This is a genomic window from Thioalkalivibrio sulfidiphilus, assembly GCF_000377945.1.
Lineage (GTDB): Bacteria > Pseudomonadota > Gammaproteobacteria > Ectothiorhodospirales > Ectothiorhodospiraceae > Thioalkalivibrio_A > Thioalkalivibrio_A sulfidiphilus_A.
This window is the reverse complement of record NZ_KB898941.1, coordinates 1-16,825: the sequence shown is the minus strand read 5'-3', so window position 1 is coordinate 16,825 and position 16,825 is coordinate 1. Positions and strand designations below refer to the sequence as shown.

Sequence of the window (16,825 nt, the reverse complement as noted above, 5' to 3'; positions counted from 1 at the left end):
GGGCGCCGCGCATGTTCGGTTACTGCGCGGTCGAATGAACCTGCTCACCGATGGGGAGTCTGAACGCAACGGATGGCCTCGAACGGCACGGGCTGGCACATCACCCATCGGGGATGGCCGCATCATACTATCGCCCCGTGCCGGCGTTCCACTCCGCTGCGCCCAATCCGGGCCGCTGCCGCGCGGCGCGCGGGCGGATGAAACGGACGCGGAATCCATCTATAGTCGAGGCGACTTTGCACGCGAACAAGCCGAGACGGCCTCCCTGGTGAGGCCGCTCGCGGCCTGGATGGACACGGAGCCCCATGGAAACACGTTTTGCCGCCAAAGACCTGACCCTGATCCTTGGCCTGGTCATCCTGGGCGTGATGCTGATCCTGCTCATGTACCAGGTGGACCGCCAGTGGAGCCGCATGAGCGAGATGCAGCGAGCCATGCAGGAGCAGTCCGACGATCTGCGCCGGGTGCGCGTGGCCCTGCAGTCCCTGGAGACCCGGGTGCGCAGCGGCGTGGCCGTGGGTGCAGGGGAGGGGGATCAGTTGACCGACATCCCGCCCGCCTTCCGGCGCGCGCAACAGGCCGCCGCCCAGCCCGACTTCGCCCCCGGCGACTGGCTGGTCCAGGCCTTCCCCACGGGGCTGAGCACCATCACCCCCCTGGTGTCCGCCGACGCCTATTCCCGGGAGGTGCAGAACTACGTGCTGGAATCCCTGATCACCCGGGATCCGGACACCCTGGAATGGCAGGGCCTGATCGCCCGGGACTGGACCATCAGCGAGGACGGACTCACCATCACCTTCCGCATGCGTCCCGACGTGAACTTCTCCGACGGCGAGCCGCTCACCGCCCACGACGTGGTGTTCACCTGGGCCTTCATCATGAACGAGGCCATCGCCGCGCCCCGTTCCCGGGCCTACCTGGAGAAGCTGGAGAAGGTCGAGGCCCTGGATGATCACACCGTGGCCTTCACCTTTGCAGAGCCCTACTTCAACAGCCTGTCCCTGGCCGGCGGCCTGGAGATCATGCCGAGGCATTTCTACGCGCGTTTTCTGGACGATCCCGAGGCCTTCAACCGTTCCCGCGGCCTGCTGCTGGGCTCCGGCCCCTACCGGCTGTCCGACCCCGAGGGCTGGACCCCGGACCAGGGCCTGGTGGAGCTGGTGCGCAATCCCCGCTACTGGGGGCCGGTGGATCCGCCCTTCAACCGGGTGCTCTGGCGTGTCATCGAGAACGACAGCGCCCGCCTGACCACCTTCCGCAACGGCGAGATCGACGCCTACGGCGCCCGTCCCCGCGAGTACCAGCGCCTGCTGGAGGACGAACAGTTGCGCAGTCGCACCCGGCACTTCGAGTACATGAGCCCCACCGCCGGCTACAACTACATCGGCTGGAACCAAGAGCGGGACGGCCGTCCCACCCGCTTCGCCGATCCGCGGGTGCGCCAGGCCATGAGCCACCTCACGCCCATCGAGCGCATCATCGACGAGATCATGCTGGGCTATGCGGAGCCGGCGGTCAGCCCCTTCAACCCCCGCAGCCCGCAGCACGACTCGAGCCTCGAACCCTATGCCTTCGACATCGAGCGGGCCACGCAGCTGCTGCACGAGGCGGGTTACCGTAGCCGCAACCGTGACGGCATCCTGGTGGACGAACAGGGCAGGCCCTTCGAGTTCGAGCTGGTGTTCTTCCAGGACAACGAGGATACCCGGCGCATCGTGCTGTTCCTGCGCGACATCTACGCCCGGGCCGGCATCCTGTTGCGTCCGCGGCCCACGGAGTGGTCGGTGATGCTGGACCTGCTCACCCGCAAGGACTTCGATGCCATCACCCTGGGCTGGACCAGCGGCGTGGAGACCGACATCTACCAGATGTTCCACTCCAGCCAGACCGTGGCCGGCGGCGACAACTTCATCAACTACCGCAACCCCGAACTGGACCGGCTCATCGACCAGGCCCGGGCCGAGGTGGACGAGGCCGCGCGCATGGCACTCTGGCAGCAGGCCGAGCGCATCCTGTACGAGGATCAGCCCTACACCTTCCTCATGCGCCGCCAGACGCTCGCCTTCATCGATCAGCGCCTGCACAACCTGCAGATCACCAACCTGGGCCTGAATCTCGGTGCGGTGCCGGTGGAGATCTATGTGCCGGCGGATATGCAGAGGTATACGAGATGATTCAACATTCAATATTCAATATTCAATATTCAAAGTTCAATGGCGGCGCGTTGGTATCTCGGGGAGTGCACGTATGGCGGGTTGCGCATGCCCTTTGAATCTTGAACTTTGAATCTTGAATTGCCTTTCCCGTGACCACCTATATCCTGCGTCGCCTGCTGCTCATGTTCCCCACCTTGCTGGGGATCACGCTCGTGGTGTTCGTGGTCATGGCCGCGGCCCCCGGCGGCATCAGCGCCCAGGCCCTGGTGGACGGCCTGAACCTGGAGCCCCAGGCCAAGAAGGCCCTGGAGGACTACTACAACCGCCGCTACGGACTGGATCAGCCGGCGCCGGTGCAGTACCTGCGCTGGTTGAACAACGTCTCGCCGATGGGTTTCCAGATCGACGAGACCACCGGCGAGCTGGGACGCTTCTCCTTCTTCAAGGGCTCGGACCTGGGCATGAGTTTTCGCTATGGGCGCCCGGTGATGGATCTGATCGCCGAGCGCCTGCCCATCACCCTGCTGCTGAACGTGATCTCTATTCCCATCATCTACGTCATCGCCATCGCCGTGGGGGTGCATGCCGCCACCCGCCGGGGCAGCAGCTTCGATGTCAGTTCCAGCGTGGTGATGCTCGGGCTGTGGTCGGTGCCTACCATGCTGGCGGGCGTGTTGCTCATCGGTTTCTTCGCCTCTGACCAGTTCTGGCGCTGGTTCCCCACCGCCGGCATCAGCCGGCGCGAGGCCCTGGACATGCCCTTCCTGCCGCACTGGGGCAGTCTGGGCGAGGTGTTGTTGCTGTTCCTGGCGGCGGGGCTCTGCGCCGCGCTGCTGGTGTGGCTCAGCCTGCGCGGCACGGCACGCCTGCGCATGGCGCTGCTCGGCGCGCTGGGCGCCGTAGCGGGCGTGGTCATGGCGGGGCAGGTGAGCGATGGCTTCGGTGCCGCCCACATGATGCTGGCGCTGCTGGTGGGTGCCGCCTTTGCGGGCATCGGTTGGAGCGGTTTCCAGGCGCTGCGCACCGTCACCCTGGGGCTCATGGGCGTGATCCTGGGCATCCTGCTGGTGGCGCAGTTCTTCCCTGGGGAGTTTACGCGCGGCTTCCTGCTGGACCGGCTCTGGCATCTGGTGCTGCCGGTGATCTGCCTGTCCTATGGAGGCTTCGCCTTCCTGGCCAAGCTGACCCGCTCCTCGGTGCTGGAGAACCTGCTGGCCGACTATGCCCGCACCGCCCGCGCCAAGGGCGTATCGGAAAGCGATGTGTTGTGGAAGCACGTGTTCCGCAATTCCCTGCTGCCCCTGATCACCGTCTCCGCCACACTCCTGCCTAGCCTGCTGGCGGGCTCGGTGATCGTGGAGACCATCTTCAGCATCGACGGTATGGGTAAGCTGGCGGTGGAGGCGGTGCGCGGCCGCGACCGGGAGCTGGTGCTCTCGGTGACCCTGATCAGCGGCCTGCTGACCCTGGCCGGCTACCTGCTGGCGGATCTGTGCTATGCCATCGTGGACCCGCGGGTGAGCTATGACTGAGTCGCTCGCCACCACCAAGCCCGCCTCCCTCGCGCCCCGGCGCAGCTACAGCGCCCAGGTGTTGCGCGAGGTGTTCCTGCGCTGGGGCGCCCGTGTGGGGCTCGCCTGGATCCTGGTGCTGGTGGGCGTGTCGGTGTTCGCGCCCTTCATCGCCACCAGTCATCCCCTGCTGCTCTCCGAGGGCGGGCGGCTCTCCAGCCCTGTGCTACGCCATCTGACGCCCGCGGATGTCACCATTCTGGCGGTCTTTCTGGCCGCGGTAGCGGTGCTGTTCTGGCGGGTGGCGTTCCGCAAGCGCCTGGCGGTGGTGCTGGGCGTGCTGGCGCTGAGCGCGACACTCAGCTACAGCCTGATCACGCCGCCGTCCCTGGTGATCTTCGAGCAGTACCGGGAGGCGGAGGCCGCCGGGCAGTATGACTGGGTGTGGCGTGCGCCCATCCCCTATTCACCCAAGGACTACCTGCGTGACTTCGGCGACACCGGTCTCGAGGCGCCGCTTGAGAGCGCCGAGCGGCGCCACTGGCTGGGCACCGAGGAGAACGGCGCAGACGTGCTCTCGCGCATGATCCACGCCTCGCGCATCGCCCTGGCCATCGGCTTCATCGCCACGGGCATCGCGCTCGGCATCGGCGTGATCATCGGCGGTCTGATGGGCTATTTCTCCGGCATCGTGGACATCATCGGCATGCGCCTGGTGGAGATCTTCGAGGCCATTCCCACCCTGTTCCTTTTGCTGACATTCGTGGCCTTCTTCGGCCGCAGCCTGTACATGATGATGATCATCATCGGCATCACCTCCTGGTCGGGCTATGCCCGCTATGTGCGCGCCGAGTTCCTCAAGCTGCGACAACAGGATTATGTTCAGGCGGCGATCGCCTGTGGCCTGCCGCTACGCTCCATCCTGTTCCGCCACATGCTGCCCAACGGCGCCGCGCCCATCCTGGTAGCGGCGAGCTTCGGCGTGGCCTCCGCCATCCTCGCCGAGGCCACGCTGAGCTTCCTGGGTCTGGGCCTGGTGGACGATCCCTCCTGGGGCCAGATGCTCAACCAGGCGGTGCAGTCCTCCACCTTCAACTGGTGGATGGCGGCCTTCCCGGGCGGCGCCATCTTCCTCACGGTGTTCGCCTACAACCTGGTGGGCGAGTCCCTGCGCGACGCGCTGGATCCGCACTTGAAGAAAAACGCCTGACATTACGCCGCAGAGGCGCGGAGACGCAGAGATCAGTGATGAGTAAAGCAGGAGTCGTCCATGCACAGTTCTCCGCGCCTTTGCGTCTCTGCGGCAAGATCTTGGTTGTTCGGGAAATCACATGCTGCTTGAAGTGAAAAATCTCCAGACCCATCTGCGTGCCGGCGGGGAGACCGTCAAGGCGGTGGATGACGTGAGCTTTCACATCGAGCGGGGTGAGACCTTCTGCCTGGTGGGGGAGTCGGGCAGCGGTAAGTCGGTCTCGGCCCTGTCGGTGATCCAGCTCCTGCCCCGGGACATCAGCAGCCATCCGGGCGGCGAGATCTGGTTCGAGGATCGTCAGCCCGACGGGCGCATCGAGCGGGTGGACATGCTCAGGCTCTCCGAGGAGCGGCGCCGGCAGATCCGCGGCAGCCGCATCAGCATGATCTTCCAGGAGCCCATGACCTCGCTCAACCCGGTGTTCACTGTGGGCGACCAGATCGTCGAGGCCCTGCGGCTGCACCGTCCCGAGATGGGCGATGCCGAGGCCCGTGAGCGCGCCGTGGCGGCGCTCGCCCAGGTGCAGATCCCCAAGCCGGAGGAACGCTTCCACGAGTTTCCCCATCGCCTCTCCGGCGGCCAGCGCCAGCGGGTGATGATCGCCATGGCCATGGCCTGCGAGCCGGACCTGCTCATCGCCGACGAACCCACCACCGCCCTGGACGTGACCGTGCAGGCGGAGATCCTGCGCCTGATGCGCGAGCTGCAGGAGAAAAACGGCATGGGCATCCTGTTCATCACCCACGACTTCGGCGTGGTGGCCCAGATGGCCCGGCGCCTGGCGGTGATGCAACTGGGCAAGATCGTGGAGACCGGCGAGGTGAAGAAGGTGCTCACCGAACCGCAGCATCCCTACACCCGCCAGCTCATCGATGCGCTGCCCGAGAACCTGCGCAAGCGCCGGGCGTCGACGGTGATCGAGTCAGTGGCTGCGGTTCATCCGCCGCGGATCGCCGAGGCGCCCCTGGTGGAATTGAACGATGTGCGCATTCACTTCCCGGTGCGCAAGGGGCTGATGCGCCGGGTGGTGGATCACGTGCGCGCCGTGGACGGCGTGACGCTCAGCATCCCCCAGGGTCAGGTACTCGCCCTGGTGGGGGAGTCCGGCTGCGGCAAGACCACCCTGGGACGGGGCATCCTGCGGCTGCAGGACATCACCAGCGGCTCGGTGCGTTTCGAAGGCGAGGACATCACCACGCTCAGCCCCCGGGAGATGCGTCCCTTCCGCAGGCGCATGCAGATCATCTTCCAGGACCCGGCCTCGTCGCTGAATCCGCGCATGACCGTGGCCGGGGCGCTCACCGAACCCATGGCGGTGCATGGCATCGGCGAGTCCCTGGAGGAGCGCCTGCACCTGGCCCAGCAGGTGCTCGACCAGGTGCAGCTGCCCGCCGACAGCCTGTGGCGCTATCCCCATGAGTTCTCCGGCGGTCAGCGTCAGCGCATCGGCATCGCCCGGGCCCTGGTGCTCAACCCGAGCTTCATCGTCTGCGACGAGGTGACCAGCGCGCTGGACGTCTCGGTGCAGGCGGAGATCCTGCAGATCCTCCTGGCCCTGAAGGCGGAGCGCGGCCTCACGCTGCTGTTCATCACCCACAACATCGGCGTGGTGGAATACCTGGCCGACACCATGGCGGTGATGTATCAGGGGCGGGTGGTGGAGTACGGTCCGACGGAGCAGGTGAGCAACCGTCCCCGGGACGATTACACCCGCAAGCTGCTGGCGGCGGTGCCGAGGCTGGATCTGGTGGCGTGAATGGAAGTTGGAAATGTGAATTGGGAAGTGGGAAAGGAAGTTGGAAGTGTGAATTGGGAAGTGCGAAGTAGGGATTGGTTTACACTTCTCACTTCTCACTTCTCACCTCTCACTTCTCACTTCTCACTTCCCACGTCTTACTTCCCGCTCCCCACTTCTTACTTGGTCACAAACTCCATCCGAATGCCTGCGATATCGATGGTGTCGCCATGCTTGAGCAGGCGGGCCTGGTTGCCGATGGGCTGGTCGTTGACCTTGGGGGATTCGCCGCTGGCGCCAGCGTCCACGCGCACCAGCACGTAGCCCTGGGCGCGCTTGGTGATGGCGGCCACCTGGACGCCGGGCCGGCCCAGGGTGGTGAGGTTCTTCACGAGTTCCAGGCTGCGTCCGGCGTTCGGGCCGGACAGGATGCGCAGCGAGCCGGTGCCCGCCGTCGCGGGTTGCGGAGCAGGGGTTGCTGCGGCCGCGGACCTGGAGGGCGTGATGGCAGGCAGGGGCTCCGGCCGGCTCCGGGCGGGTGCCGGTGCGGCGGGTTTCGCCGCCGGTGCCGGGGCAGGGGTGGCCTCGATCTTGCGCACGGCCTTTTCCATGCCGGCATCGGCCTGGGTCTGGGGCAGGCCCAGGGCATCCATGCGCACGATCATGGTCTTTTCCAGGTTCTCGGGCGCCAGGGTCTTCACCGGACCGGTCTGGTGGGTGAAGCGCAGGCGATAGTGATGGATGTTGATCTCGTCGCCTTCCTGCAGCGCCCGCTTGCGGATGCGCACGCCGTTGACCCAGGTGCCGTTGGTGCTGCCCAGGTCCTCGATGAAACTGTCGTTGAGGAGGGTGATGATCTGGGCGTGGTAGCCGCTGACCGCGTGGTTGTCCAGATGGATGTCGTTGTCCGGCTTGCGACCGATGGTCAGGGTCTCCCGGCTGAGCGGGATGTCCTTCAGGACCTGGTCGTTGAGCGTGAGGATGAGACGGGCCATGGCTGTCCTAGCTGCGTTTTAGGATCTTCGTGATCCGTTTATACCACGGCAGCTCCTTCGGGTGGGTATCCAGCACCCGCGTCAGCACCACGGAGACGTTGTCCCGTCCGCCCGAGTTGAGGGCCTGCTCCACCAGCCGTTCGGCGGCGGCCTCGATGTCGGGCGCGGCCTCCAGCAGGGTGTGCTCGATGGTGCTGTCGTCGATCATGTCGTTCAGGCCGTCGGAACACAGCAGGTACACGTCGCCCGGCAGGGCCAGGCCTTCGAGCACGTCCACCGCCACGCTGGGTTCGATGCCGAGCGCGCGGGTCACCAGGTTCTTGTTCTGGGCGGTGCGTGCCTCATCGCGATTGTAGTAGCCGTGATCCACCAGTTCCTGGATGAGGGTGTGGTCGGTGGTGAGCTGTTCCAGGCGCCGGTCGCGCATGCGGTACAGGCGTGAGTCCCCCACGTGGGCGATGGTCACCTGGTTGCCATGGAAGGCGGCCATCACCAGGGTGGTGCCCATGCCCGCGTGGCGGGTGTCCTGCTGGGCGGCCTGGAAGATCTTGTGGTTGGCCCGCAGGATGGCCTCGCGTACGGCCATGGTCTGGCGGGTGTAACCCAGTTCCGGGTCCAGTTCGCCCGGGTTCAGGCCGGGCAGCACCCGCTGCAGTTCTTCCAGGATGGTATTGACCGCGATCTGGCTGGCCACCTCGCCGCTGGAATAACCACCCATGCCGTCGGCCAGCACCACCACACCCAGGTGCGGGTCGTTGCCGATGGCGTCCTCGTTGTGGCTGCGCACGTGGCCGGTGTCGGTGCGGCTGGCGACCAGGATCGGGGCCGTGTCGTTCACGTGCGCTCAGAGTCCTGGGGCGTCATGCACCGCCGCCCTGGCTGGTGACATCCACGTACAGGGTGAGGGTCTGTCCGGGGCGGATCAGGTTGCCGTTGCCCAGGTTGTTCCAGCGGCGGATGTCAGCCACGCTGACCTGGAAGCGCTGGCCGATGCTGGCCAGGGAGTCCCCGGGGCGCACGGCGTAGTTCACCGTCTGGCGCCGCGCGGCGGGGTTCTGGAGCGCGGCCGGACCTGCCGAGGCCACCGGGCCTGCGTCGCTGCTCAGCCACACGGACAGGCGCTGTCCGGGGCGCAGGGTGTCGCCGGGGGCCATGCCGTTCCAGCGGGCCAGTTCCTGCACCGAGACGTTGTAGCGCCGGGACAGGCCCCAGAAGGTGTCACCCGCCTGGACCAGGTGCTGGTGCTGGACCCGGCCGGCCGGTCCGCGCGCCTGGGTCTGGGTGCGGCGCTGGTCGGCCGTCAGGGTGTAGGTGGAGGCCGGTTCGCTGGCGCTCGGCACCAGCAGGTACTGGCCGGCGCGGATGTTGCTGCCGCGAATGTTGTTGGTGCTCTGCAGCATGGCCACGGTGGTGCGGTACTGGCGGGCGATGTGGATCAGGGTCTCGCCCTCCTGGATGCGGTGGCGGTTCCACACCACCCGCTCGGAGGCATCCAGGGCGGCCAAGCCCTCGCGGAAGGCCGGGGCACGGTCGCGCGGCAGCAGCAGGTGGTGGGGGCCTTCAGGATCGGTGGCCCAGCGGTTGAAGCCCGGGTTGAGCTGATAGACCTCTTCCAGGTCCAGGCCCGCCAGGCGCGCCGCCACGGCGAGGTCCAGCTGGCCGTCCAGCTGCACCAGTTCCAGGTAGGGCTCGTCGGGTACCGGCCAGAGCTCCACGTGGTAGGCCCAGGGGTCTTCCACCAGGCTGCGCAGGGCCAGCAGCTTGGGCACGTACTGGCGGGTCTCCCGGGGCAGGTCCAGGCTCCAGAAGTCCGTGGGGCGGCCCAGGCGCTCGTTCCTCTGGATGGCCCGGGCCACGGTGCCCTGGCCGGCGTTGTAGGCGGCGAGCGCCAGCAACCAGTCGCCGTCGAAGCGCTGGTTGAGCTGCTGTAGGTAGTCCAGGGCGGCGGTGGTGGAGGCGTGAATATCGCGGCGCCCGTCATACCACCAGTTCTGCTTCAGGCCGAAGTGGCGCCCGGTGGAGGGGATGAACTGCCAGATGCCCGCCGCGCGGCCGTGGGAATAGGCGAAGGGCAGGTAGGCGCTTTCCACGATGGGCAGGAGCAACAGCTCCGTGGGCAGGTCCCGGGCCTCGATCTCTTCCAGGATGTAGTGCAGCAGGGGTTCCGCCCGGGCGGTCACCCGCTGGATGAAGTCGGGGCGGCACAGGTGCCACTGGATGTGGGGTTGGACGCTGGGGTGGTGGCGGTAATCGGGCATGCCCATGCCGGCGCGCACCCGGCCCCAGATGTCCTCGCTGGGCGGGCTCTCGCCCACGGGGATGTCTCGGGAGGGAGTCAGGTCGGGGAAGGGGGTTGCCTCCTCCAGGCCGAGCAGGGTCTGCTCGGCGTCCGCCAGTCGTGCGGTGTCGGTTTCTTCAGTGATTTCAACCCGTTCCGGTTCGCCGGGTTGAGAGGGGAGGCTGCCGCAGGCGCTCAGCAGGAGGGCCGCGGGTAGCAGCGCGGCGATGACCATGAAACGGATGGGGTTCATGGATGCCAAGGATAGCGACCGGGGGGTACCCTCCACAACCCTGAACCGCGGCATCCATCGGGTCGTCTACACGTCTGTCGGACGTCGCTGCGTTCGGCCTGTCATGGACTTGCACGGCCCATGGGATATGCTGTCGGCCATGAACCCCTCCGACGCCATCCGCGACCGACAGGACCTGCGTGCCTGGTACGCCACGCCGCCCGGCGAGGCGCTCAGGGCGGAACTGCGCCGCTATGCGGCCAGCGTGGTGCCCCAGCTGTTCGGCTACCATGCCCTGCAGGTGGGGGACCTGGGCGAATCCCTGGACCTGCTGGAGGGCTCGCGCATCATCCACCAGGTGAGCCTGAGCCTCACCCCCCCGGCCCAGGTGCTGGCCCAGCCCCGGGCCCTGCCCGTGCAGTCCGACACCCTGGACGTGGTGATCCTGGCCCATGTGCTGGAATTCTGCTCCGATCCCCACCAGGTGCTGCGTGAGGTGGACCGCACCCTGGTGCCCGAGGGGCATCTGCTCATCGTCGGCTTCAACCCCTTCAGCCTCATGGGCCTGCGACGCCTGTTCGCAGGTCGCAAGGGGGTGGCCCCCTGGCGCGGGCGCTACTACAGCGTGTTTCGCATCAAGGACTGGCTGCGCCTGCTGGGTTTCGACCTGGTGGCCTGCGTGCCCGCCGGCTTCCGTCCGCCCCTGCGGCGCGCCGGGCTGTTGCGCCGCCTGCAGTTCATGGAGACACTGGGCGCCCGTTTCTGGCCTTTCTTCGGAGGTGCCTACGTGATCCTTGCCCGCAAGCGTGTCGCCACGCTCACCCCCATGCGCCCCCGCTGGCGCCCTCGCCGCCGGCTGGCCGCCGGGCTGGCCGGTTCCGGATTGCGGAGACAGGGTCGTGGCTGAGTCCCGGCGGGTGGAGATCTTCACCGACGGTGCCTGTCGCGGCAATCCCGGTCCCGGCGGCTGGGGTGCCGTGCTGCGTTACAAGGGCAGGGAGCGCACCCTCAAGGGGGCCGAGGCCGAGACCACCAACAACCGCATGGAGCTGACCGCCGCCATCATGGCCCTGGAGACCCTGACCCGCCCCTGCGCCGTGGATCTGACCACCGACTCCCAGTACGTGAAGCAGGGCCTGACCCAGTGGATCCACGGCTGGAAGCGCAAGGGCTGGCGCACGGCCGACGGCAAGCCGGTGAAGAACCAGGACCTGTGGATGCGCCTGGACGCCGCCGCCGCTCGCCACGACGTGGCCTGGCACTGGGTACGCGGCCACACCGGCCACCCGGAAAACGAACTGGCCGACCAGCTGGCCAACGAGGCCATCGACGAGATGCTGGCGGGGGCTTGAATGCAAACGCGGCGCAAAGATGCGAAGAAAACCGTGATTGCTGATCAAATTCTGATTTCCCCGTGACTCCGTGCCCTCGTGAGAGAACATGTGTTTGCCTGGCTTTCAGAAAACAGGCTTCTCTCACGGAGCCACTGGGACACGGGGAACCCAATTGGGTGTCTTTCATGTTTCGCGTCTTTGCGTCTTCGCGTCAAAATCTTTTAATGTCTGTCCAAAACGCCTGAACCGAGAACCCCCATGAACAACCCCGTCGAGATGCTCGATAACAACCACCGTCAGGTGGTGCTGGATACGGAAACCACCGGTCTTGAGCCTGCCCAGGGTCATCGCATCATCGAGATCGGTTGCGTGGAGCTGGTGGGGCGACGCATCACCCGGCGCACTTTTCACCACTACCTGCAGCCGGACCGGGAGATCGACGAGGGCGCGCTGGCGGTACACGGCATCAGCAACGAGTTTCTGGCCGACAAGCCGCGCTTCGCCGACGTGGTGGACGAGTTCCTGGAGTTCATCCGCGGCGCCGAGCTGGTGATCCACAATGCCCCCTTCGACGTGGGCTTCCTGGACCATGAGCTCAAGCTGCTGGACGCCGCCCGTGGCCAGGTGACCGACTACTCGACCATCCTGGACACCCTGGACCTGGCCCGGCGCATGCACCCGGGCCAGCGCAACAGCCTGAACGCCCTGTGCAAGCGCTACCAGATCGACAACTCCGGCCGCGAGTTGCACGGCGCCCTGCTCGACGCCCGCATCCTGGCGGATGTCTATCTCGCCATGACCGGCGGTCAGACCACCCTCTCCCTGGGCGGCGAGACTGCGGGCGCCAATGGCGAGGCGCGCGCCGAGCGCATCCGGCGTCTGCCCGAGGGCCGCGCGCGCCTGCGGGTCATCCGCCCCTCGGAGGCGGAATTGCAGGCCCACACCCGTCTGTTGGAAAAGCTCGATCCGCCGTCCCCCTGGTAGTCCCCGATCCCTGCGCCGCAGCAGGGCAGGGCAGTGAACAACAACCGACAACAAGTCACTGACAAGCAAGCAACCCGAAGGAGACTTTTACATGAGCAACTGCAAGCCCGAGATCGCCGCCAAGCAGCCCATCGCCGTGCAGCTGGAGGCGGGCAAGAAATACTTCTGGTGCGCATGCGGCAAGTCCAAGAAGCAGCCGTTCTGCGACGGATCCCACCAGGGCAGCGGTTGCGAACCGGTGGCCTTCACCGCCGAGAAGACCGGCGAGGCCTGGCTGTGCCAGTGCAAGCGCACGGGGAATGTGCCGTTCTGCGATGGTAGCCATAACAAGCTTTAAGTGGTGTAATGCCTCCATGCGCGCAGGGCTTGCGCGCGCATGGAGGCAGAAATGGCTTCAGTCGAATCGCAGGTAGACTGTTGTTTGTGTCGCCGGCGTTATGAAGCTTGACGCGGTCGGACAGAGGCCGGCTCAGCTCGTTTTGATCACAGGGATGTGACATGAAATCAGAAGTTTCATCACGCCTTCCCCAGATCCGTTACTGCCTGCTGGCCATCCTGGTGCTGTGGTACTGGGCGCCGGGACGTTACGAGTTCGCATACCATTGGGTCGAAGGCGAGTGGTACCGCTTTGATCTCGCGGCTATTTACTACATGCAGGGCACGATGGCCCTGTTCATCCTCTTCATGGCCTACTGGGTTCGTCTGGAGCCCGCGAGGATTTTCGGGCGCGGCTTCGATTCGAAGGATATTGCGCCGACGCTGCTCGTGGTCGTGATGACCTTTTCTGCTTCCACGGTGCTGATTGTCCTGTTCCACATCCCCGTATCCTAAGTGCTGCCGGATTTCGTGGATTGGTGGCTGGCCTGGGCCTTCTACCCGATCATCTACGTCGCATCGGATGGCAGTATCCCCGTTTTGGCAAATCTGCTGAACCTCGTGTCTCTCGTGGTGCTTGCGCCACTGATCGAGGAGATCCTTTTTCGCGGCTACCTGCTGCATCGCCTGGCGCAGAAGTGGGGCCTCTGGGTGGGTGTGGTGGTCAGCTCAGCCCTGTTTGGTGCCGTGCATCCCGATACTCTGGCTGCGGCCGTCACCGGCTTTGGCCTGGCGCTGTTGTATTTGAAGACCCGAACCCTCTGGGCCCCGATCCTGGCCCATGCGCTTTACAATCTGCTGGTCTGGTTCTGGGAGCTGCATGGTGTTGTTGTTCAGGGCGCGGATTACCATGAGTCGTACGGCATCGAGCAGTTGCGGCAGGACTGGTGGGTGGGGGCCGTTGCACTCATCGTGCTCGTGTTGATCGTGGATCGTTTGATGCGGCAGCGTGCGCCCCTGGGTCCGTTTGCCCTGCCAGGCGATGTCAGGCCCTCGGGTATGGATGATCAGCGCAGCTGACTCTCCTTGCTCCCGCTGCGGTGACGGCACCCAGGGTGCCTGTGCCATGCATTCTAGCCTGCGAGTCTGCTGGCGTTCAGCGGCTCCCCGGGAAGGCTTGCCTCACGCCACCCTGGGAATCGAGGACACCAGGTCCACCACGTGGGTGGCCCCGCTGCGGATCTCGTCTACCAGGGTACCCGCGGAGATGACCTGCTGGCGGCCCCTTTCCGCGGCCTCGCTGACGTTCTCGATGCGCGTGACGATCTCCGTGGTGTACTGGAGATTGCCCTGGAGTACGCGGGTGATTTCCTCCGTCGCGGCACTGGTGCGGGCGGCCAGCTGGCGGACCTCGTCGGCCACCACGGCAAATCCGCGACCGTGTTCCCCGGCGCGGGCCGCCTCGATGGCGGCGTTGAGCGCCAGCAGGTTGGTCTGGGAGGCGACGCTGCTGATGGTGGCGACGATGGTCTCGATGTTCTTGGACTGGCTGTTGAGGTCGTGGATGGCGCGCTTGGCCTCTTCGATGAGCGCGCGGATCTGTTCCGAGTTCTCCACCGAGGCAAGCAGGGACGTGTAGCCCCGTCCGGCGTTGTCGGCGGTCTGCTGTGCCGTGGAGTAGGCCACAGCGGATGCGTCGCGGATCTTGTTGGCGGCGTCGACGCTTTCGGTGATGTCGGTGGCGAATTTGATCACCTTCACGGTCCTGCCCTGTTCGTCCAGGATCGGGTTGTAGCTGGCCTCGAGCCAGAGCTCGCGGCCATCGGAACGCAGCCGGCGGAACTTGCCGGTCATCAATTCCCCGGCAGCAAGCTGTTCCCAGAAATGGGGGTGATCGCGGTAGAAGGCCTCGTCGCAGAACATGCGGTGATGTCGTCCGCGGACCTCGTCCAGCCGATAGCCCACGGCATCCAGGAAGTTGCGATTGGCATCCAGGATCTGGCCCTCGGGGGTGAAGGAGATGACGGCCATGGACCGGTCCAGGGCCTGGAACACGGCCGCCTGATCGCGCAGCTGTTCCTGCTTGGCAGTCACGTCGGAGGCGATCTTGATCACCCGGGTGACCCTGCCCGAGGCGTCCCTGACGGGGAAATAGGTGGCTTCCAGCCAGAGGCGCCTGCCATCCGCCATGCGGCGGGGGAAGGTGCCTGCATGGGATTCGCCCCGGGCGAGCCGCTCCCAGAATTGCCTGTATTCAGTGGACTTGACGTAGGACGGTTCACAGAACAGGCGATGATGGGCGCCGAGCACGACATCCCGGGTATGGCCCGTGGCGGCCAGGAAGTGCTCGTTCACATCCAGGATTTGCCCATCTGGCGTGAATTCAATGTAGGCCACCGAGGCCCTGATGGCATCGAATGCGAAGCGGGTCTCGGCCAGGGCCTGTCGACATTCGGCCAGTTCGTTGTGCAAGCGCTTGTTCAGAATCATGAGGCCTCCCCGGAGGATGCGCGTGACCACGGTGGTTATGGCTATCTTGTGCATAACATGTACACTAATTGTACATGATTCCTGGGAATGCGCCAGTGAAGTGCCAGTATTCGCTTGCCCTGAGATCAGTTTTTGATCTTATCCATAGTATAAACATATAGATAGAGATTTTGAGATTCGCCTTCCAGGTGGCTGATGGTGGTTTTGGAGTGTACAGGTGGGGCAGATCAGGCCAGTAAGCGCCCAAGGGAAATCCGGGTCGCGGATGTGCGGAGAAGTTGACCCGGTCTGCGCAGAACCGGGTCAACCGGCTGGCTAAATTCTGATCAGGGTCTATGCTCCATGGTCATAAATGCGGCTTCAGGCAAGTTCCAGGCCTGAAAGCGGCTCATCAAGGGCTGATTCATACAAACTGGGGGATCCATGGTGAACAGGCCATCCTGTCCGATGGTGCTCACCGCTCGTTCCTGTCTTCTCGCGGGTCATCCGGCCATGTCCGGCTGTGCGATCTGCGTGCCGTGCCTTCGCCCATCATCCTGTCAGCACTAGCCCCGGGAGCCTTCGAGCATGCAATGGCAGGGAAGCGAGGTGCAGGGGGGTGGCTGGACCATCCGCGAGTTCGAGGATGAGGACCTGAACGCCGTTCTGCGGGTGTTCCAGGACGCGGTGCGCAAGGTGGCGGCCCGGGACTATATCCCCGAGCAGGTTGAGGCCTGGGCCCCCGACCCCCCGGATCAGCCCTCCTGGTGCCGGCGTCTGGCCCGCTGCGCTGTGTTCGTCTACGTGGTGCAGGGGCAGGTGGTCGGGTTCATCGCCATGGAAGCCAACGGGCATGTGGACATGCTGTTCGTGGACCCCGGCCACCTGCGGCGCGGTATCGGCACCGCCCTGCTGGACCATGCCCGGGCTTGGGCCCTGGAGCGGGGCGTGCGCCGTCTGACCACCGATGCCAGCATCACCGCGCGACCCTTCTTCGAGCACGCCGGCTTCCGGTTGGTGGAACACCGCATCGTGCCCCTGCGGGGCATGATGTTCCGTAATTTCCATATGGCGCTGGATTGCCGTTCGGGGCTGGGTTTTGATCTGGCTTGATCGGTAATCACTAGTGTCCGGTTAAGAATCGAACAGATTCAATTGGTTACGAGACTCAGGATCATCGCAGCTGTAGTTTGCATCCAAGAATGCCGTATTTAACGGCATTTTCTCGAACAGCGTGATCGAGAAAATCTGTAGCAAAGTGTAGAGAGAAACCTGCAGGTCCAATCGTTTCTTGACAATGGCCACCAACACATAAACCGACACAGCACTCCAGATCTGTGTCTTGACCGCATTCTCTGAGGTGCCCAGGAACTTCTTGATGCGCAGGTGTTGCTTGATCCACTTGAAGAAGAGCTCGACTTGCCAGCGCGCTTTGTACAGGGCACAGATCGTGGCTGGCGGCGGTGCGAACAGATTGGTCAGGAAGACCAGCGTCTTGCCGCTCTCTGGGTCCTTGAAGCGAATTCGGCGCAGGTGGGTAGAGTAATTTTGCTGCGTGTAGAAC

15 protein-coding genes and 1 pseudogene are annotated in these 16,825 nt (G+C 65.2%); 11 read left to right on the top strand and 5 right to left on the bottom strand.

From position 1 onward, the window contains the following. Window positions 1-305: 305 nt before the first annotated feature. From D580_RS0109635 to D580_RS0109620, 4 genes are all read left to right on the top strand, one after another. Window positions 306-2,174 (top strand): peptide-binding protein, encoded by a 1,869-nt coding sequence (locus D580_RS0109635; RefSeq protein ID WP_018954189.1) that lies wholly within the window; start codon window positions 306-308, stop codon window positions 2,172-2,174. 131 nt (window positions 2,175-2,305) lie between these two features. Beyond that, window positions 2,306-3,688, top strand: coding sequence for an ABC transporter permease (locus D580_RS0109630; RefSeq protein ID WP_018954188.1), 1,383 nt, complete (start codon window positions 2,306-2,308; stop codon window positions 3,686-3,688). Next, window positions 3,681-4,877, top strand: a complete 1,197-nt coding sequence (locus D580_RS0109625; RefSeq protein WP_018954187.1) for an ABC transporter permease — start codon at window positions 3,681-3,683, stop codon at window positions 4,875-4,877. Before D580_RS0109630 ends, D580_RS0109625 begins: the two co-directional genes overlap by 8 nt. 121 nt (window positions 4,878-4,998) lie before the next feature. Then, window positions 4,999-6,675 carry an ABC transporter ATP-binding protein gene (locus D580_RS0109620; RefSeq protein ID WP_018954186.1) on the top strand — a complete coding sequence of 559 codons (1,677 nt, stop codon included), beginning with the start codon at window positions 4,999-5,001 and terminating at the stop codon, window positions 6,673-6,675. Window positions 6,676-6,833: 158 nt separating this feature from the next. On the opposite strand, the gene D580_RS0109615 is transcribed toward D580_RS0109620, so the two are convergent. The 3 genes from D580_RS0109615 to D580_RS0109605 are packed head-to-tail and all read right to left on the bottom strand — an operon-like array spanning window position 6,834 to window position 10,180. Further along, a complete protein-coding gene (locus tag D580_RS0109615) occupies window positions 6,834-7,649 on the bottom strand; it encodes an FHA domain-containing protein (RefSeq protein ID WP_018954185.1) in 816 nt (271 codons plus the stop codon). 7 nt (window positions 7,650-7,656) lie between these two features. Beyond that, on the bottom strand, window positions 7,657-8,487 hold the full coding sequence (locus D580_RS0109610; protein ID WP_018954184.1) for a Stp1/IreP family PP2C-type Ser/Thr phosphatase: 831 nt from the start codon (window positions 8,485-8,487) through the stop codon (window positions 7,657-7,659). Between the two features lie 22 nt (window positions 8,488-8,509). Continuing rightward, a complete protein-coding gene (locus tag D580_RS0109605; RefSeq protein ID WP_018954183.1) occupies window positions 8,510-10,180 on the bottom strand; it encodes a LysM peptidoglycan-binding domain-containing protein in 1,671 nt (556 codons plus the stop codon). A 139-nt stretch (window positions 10,181-10,319) separates the two neighbouring features. Here D580_RS0109605 and D580_RS0109600 point away from each other — a divergent pair, with 139 nt between their 5' ends. The 6 genes and pseudogenes from D580_RS0109600 to D580_RS0109575 all read left to right on the top strand — a co-directional run bounded on the left by D580_RS0109600 (window position 10,320) and on the right by D580_RS0109575 (window position 13,872). Further along, a complete protein-coding gene (locus D580_RS0109600; RefSeq protein ID WP_231363531.1) occupies window positions 10,320-11,066 on the top strand; it encodes a class I SAM-dependent methyltransferase in 747 nt (248 codons plus the stop codon). Next, the gene (gene rnhA, locus D580_RS0109595) at window positions 11,059-11,511 is read left to right on the top strand and encodes a ribonuclease HI (RefSeq protein ID WP_018954181.1); all 453 of its coding nucleotides are present in this window, start codon (window positions 11,059-11,061) and stop codon (window positions 11,509-11,511) included. Before D580_RS0109600 ends, rnhA begins: the two co-directional genes overlap by 8 nt. A gap of 240 nt (window positions 11,512-11,751) precedes the next feature. Then, window positions 11,752-12,477, top strand: coding sequence for a DNA polymerase III subunit epsilon (gene dnaQ / locus D580_RS0109590; protein ID WP_018954180.1), 726 nt, complete (start codon window positions 11,752-11,754; stop codon window positions 12,475-12,477). Between the two features lie 91 nt (window positions 12,478-12,568). Beyond that, window positions 12,569-12,802 (top strand): annotated as a pseudogene (locus tag D580_RS0109585) (CDGSH iron-sulfur domain-containing protein); the annotation flags it as partial. A 173-nt stretch (window positions 12,803-12,975) separates the two neighbouring features. Then, complete coding sequence (locus tag D580_RS0109580) at window positions 12,976-13,308, top strand: hypothetical protein (protein WP_018954179.1); 333 nt, start codon at window positions 12,976-12,978, stop codon at window positions 13,306-13,308. Further along, window positions 13,309-13,872 carry a CPBP family intramembrane glutamic endopeptidase gene (locus D580_RS0109575; protein ID WP_018954178.1) on the top strand — a complete coding sequence of 188 codons (564 nt, stop codon included), beginning with the start codon at window positions 13,309-13,311 and terminating at the stop codon, window positions 13,870-13,872. A gap of 102 nt (window positions 13,873-13,974) precedes the next feature. On the opposite strand, the gene D580_RS0109570 is transcribed toward D580_RS0109575, so the two are convergent. Further along, on the bottom strand, window positions 13,975-15,282 hold the full coding sequence (locus D580_RS0109570) for a methyl-accepting chemotaxis protein (protein WP_038043539.1): 1,308 nt from the start codon (window positions 15,280-15,282) through the stop codon (window positions 13,975-13,977). Between the two features lie 567 nt (window positions 15,283-15,849). Between D580_RS0109570 and D580_RS0109565 the strand changes: the two genes are divergently transcribed. Next, window positions 15,850-16,374: a GNAT family N-acetyltransferase gene (locus tag D580_RS0109565; RefSeq protein ID WP_018954176.1), complete on the top strand. Its 525-nt coding sequence runs from the start codon at window positions 15,850-15,852 to the stop codon at window positions 16,372-16,374. Between the two features lie 21 nt (window positions 16,375-16,395). On the opposite strand, the gene D580_RS0109560 is transcribed toward D580_RS0109565, so the two are convergent. Beyond that, on the bottom strand, window positions 16,396-16,825 hold a 430-nt coding region (locus tag D580_RS0109560; protein WP_018954175.1), incomplete at its 5' end, for an IS4 family transposase.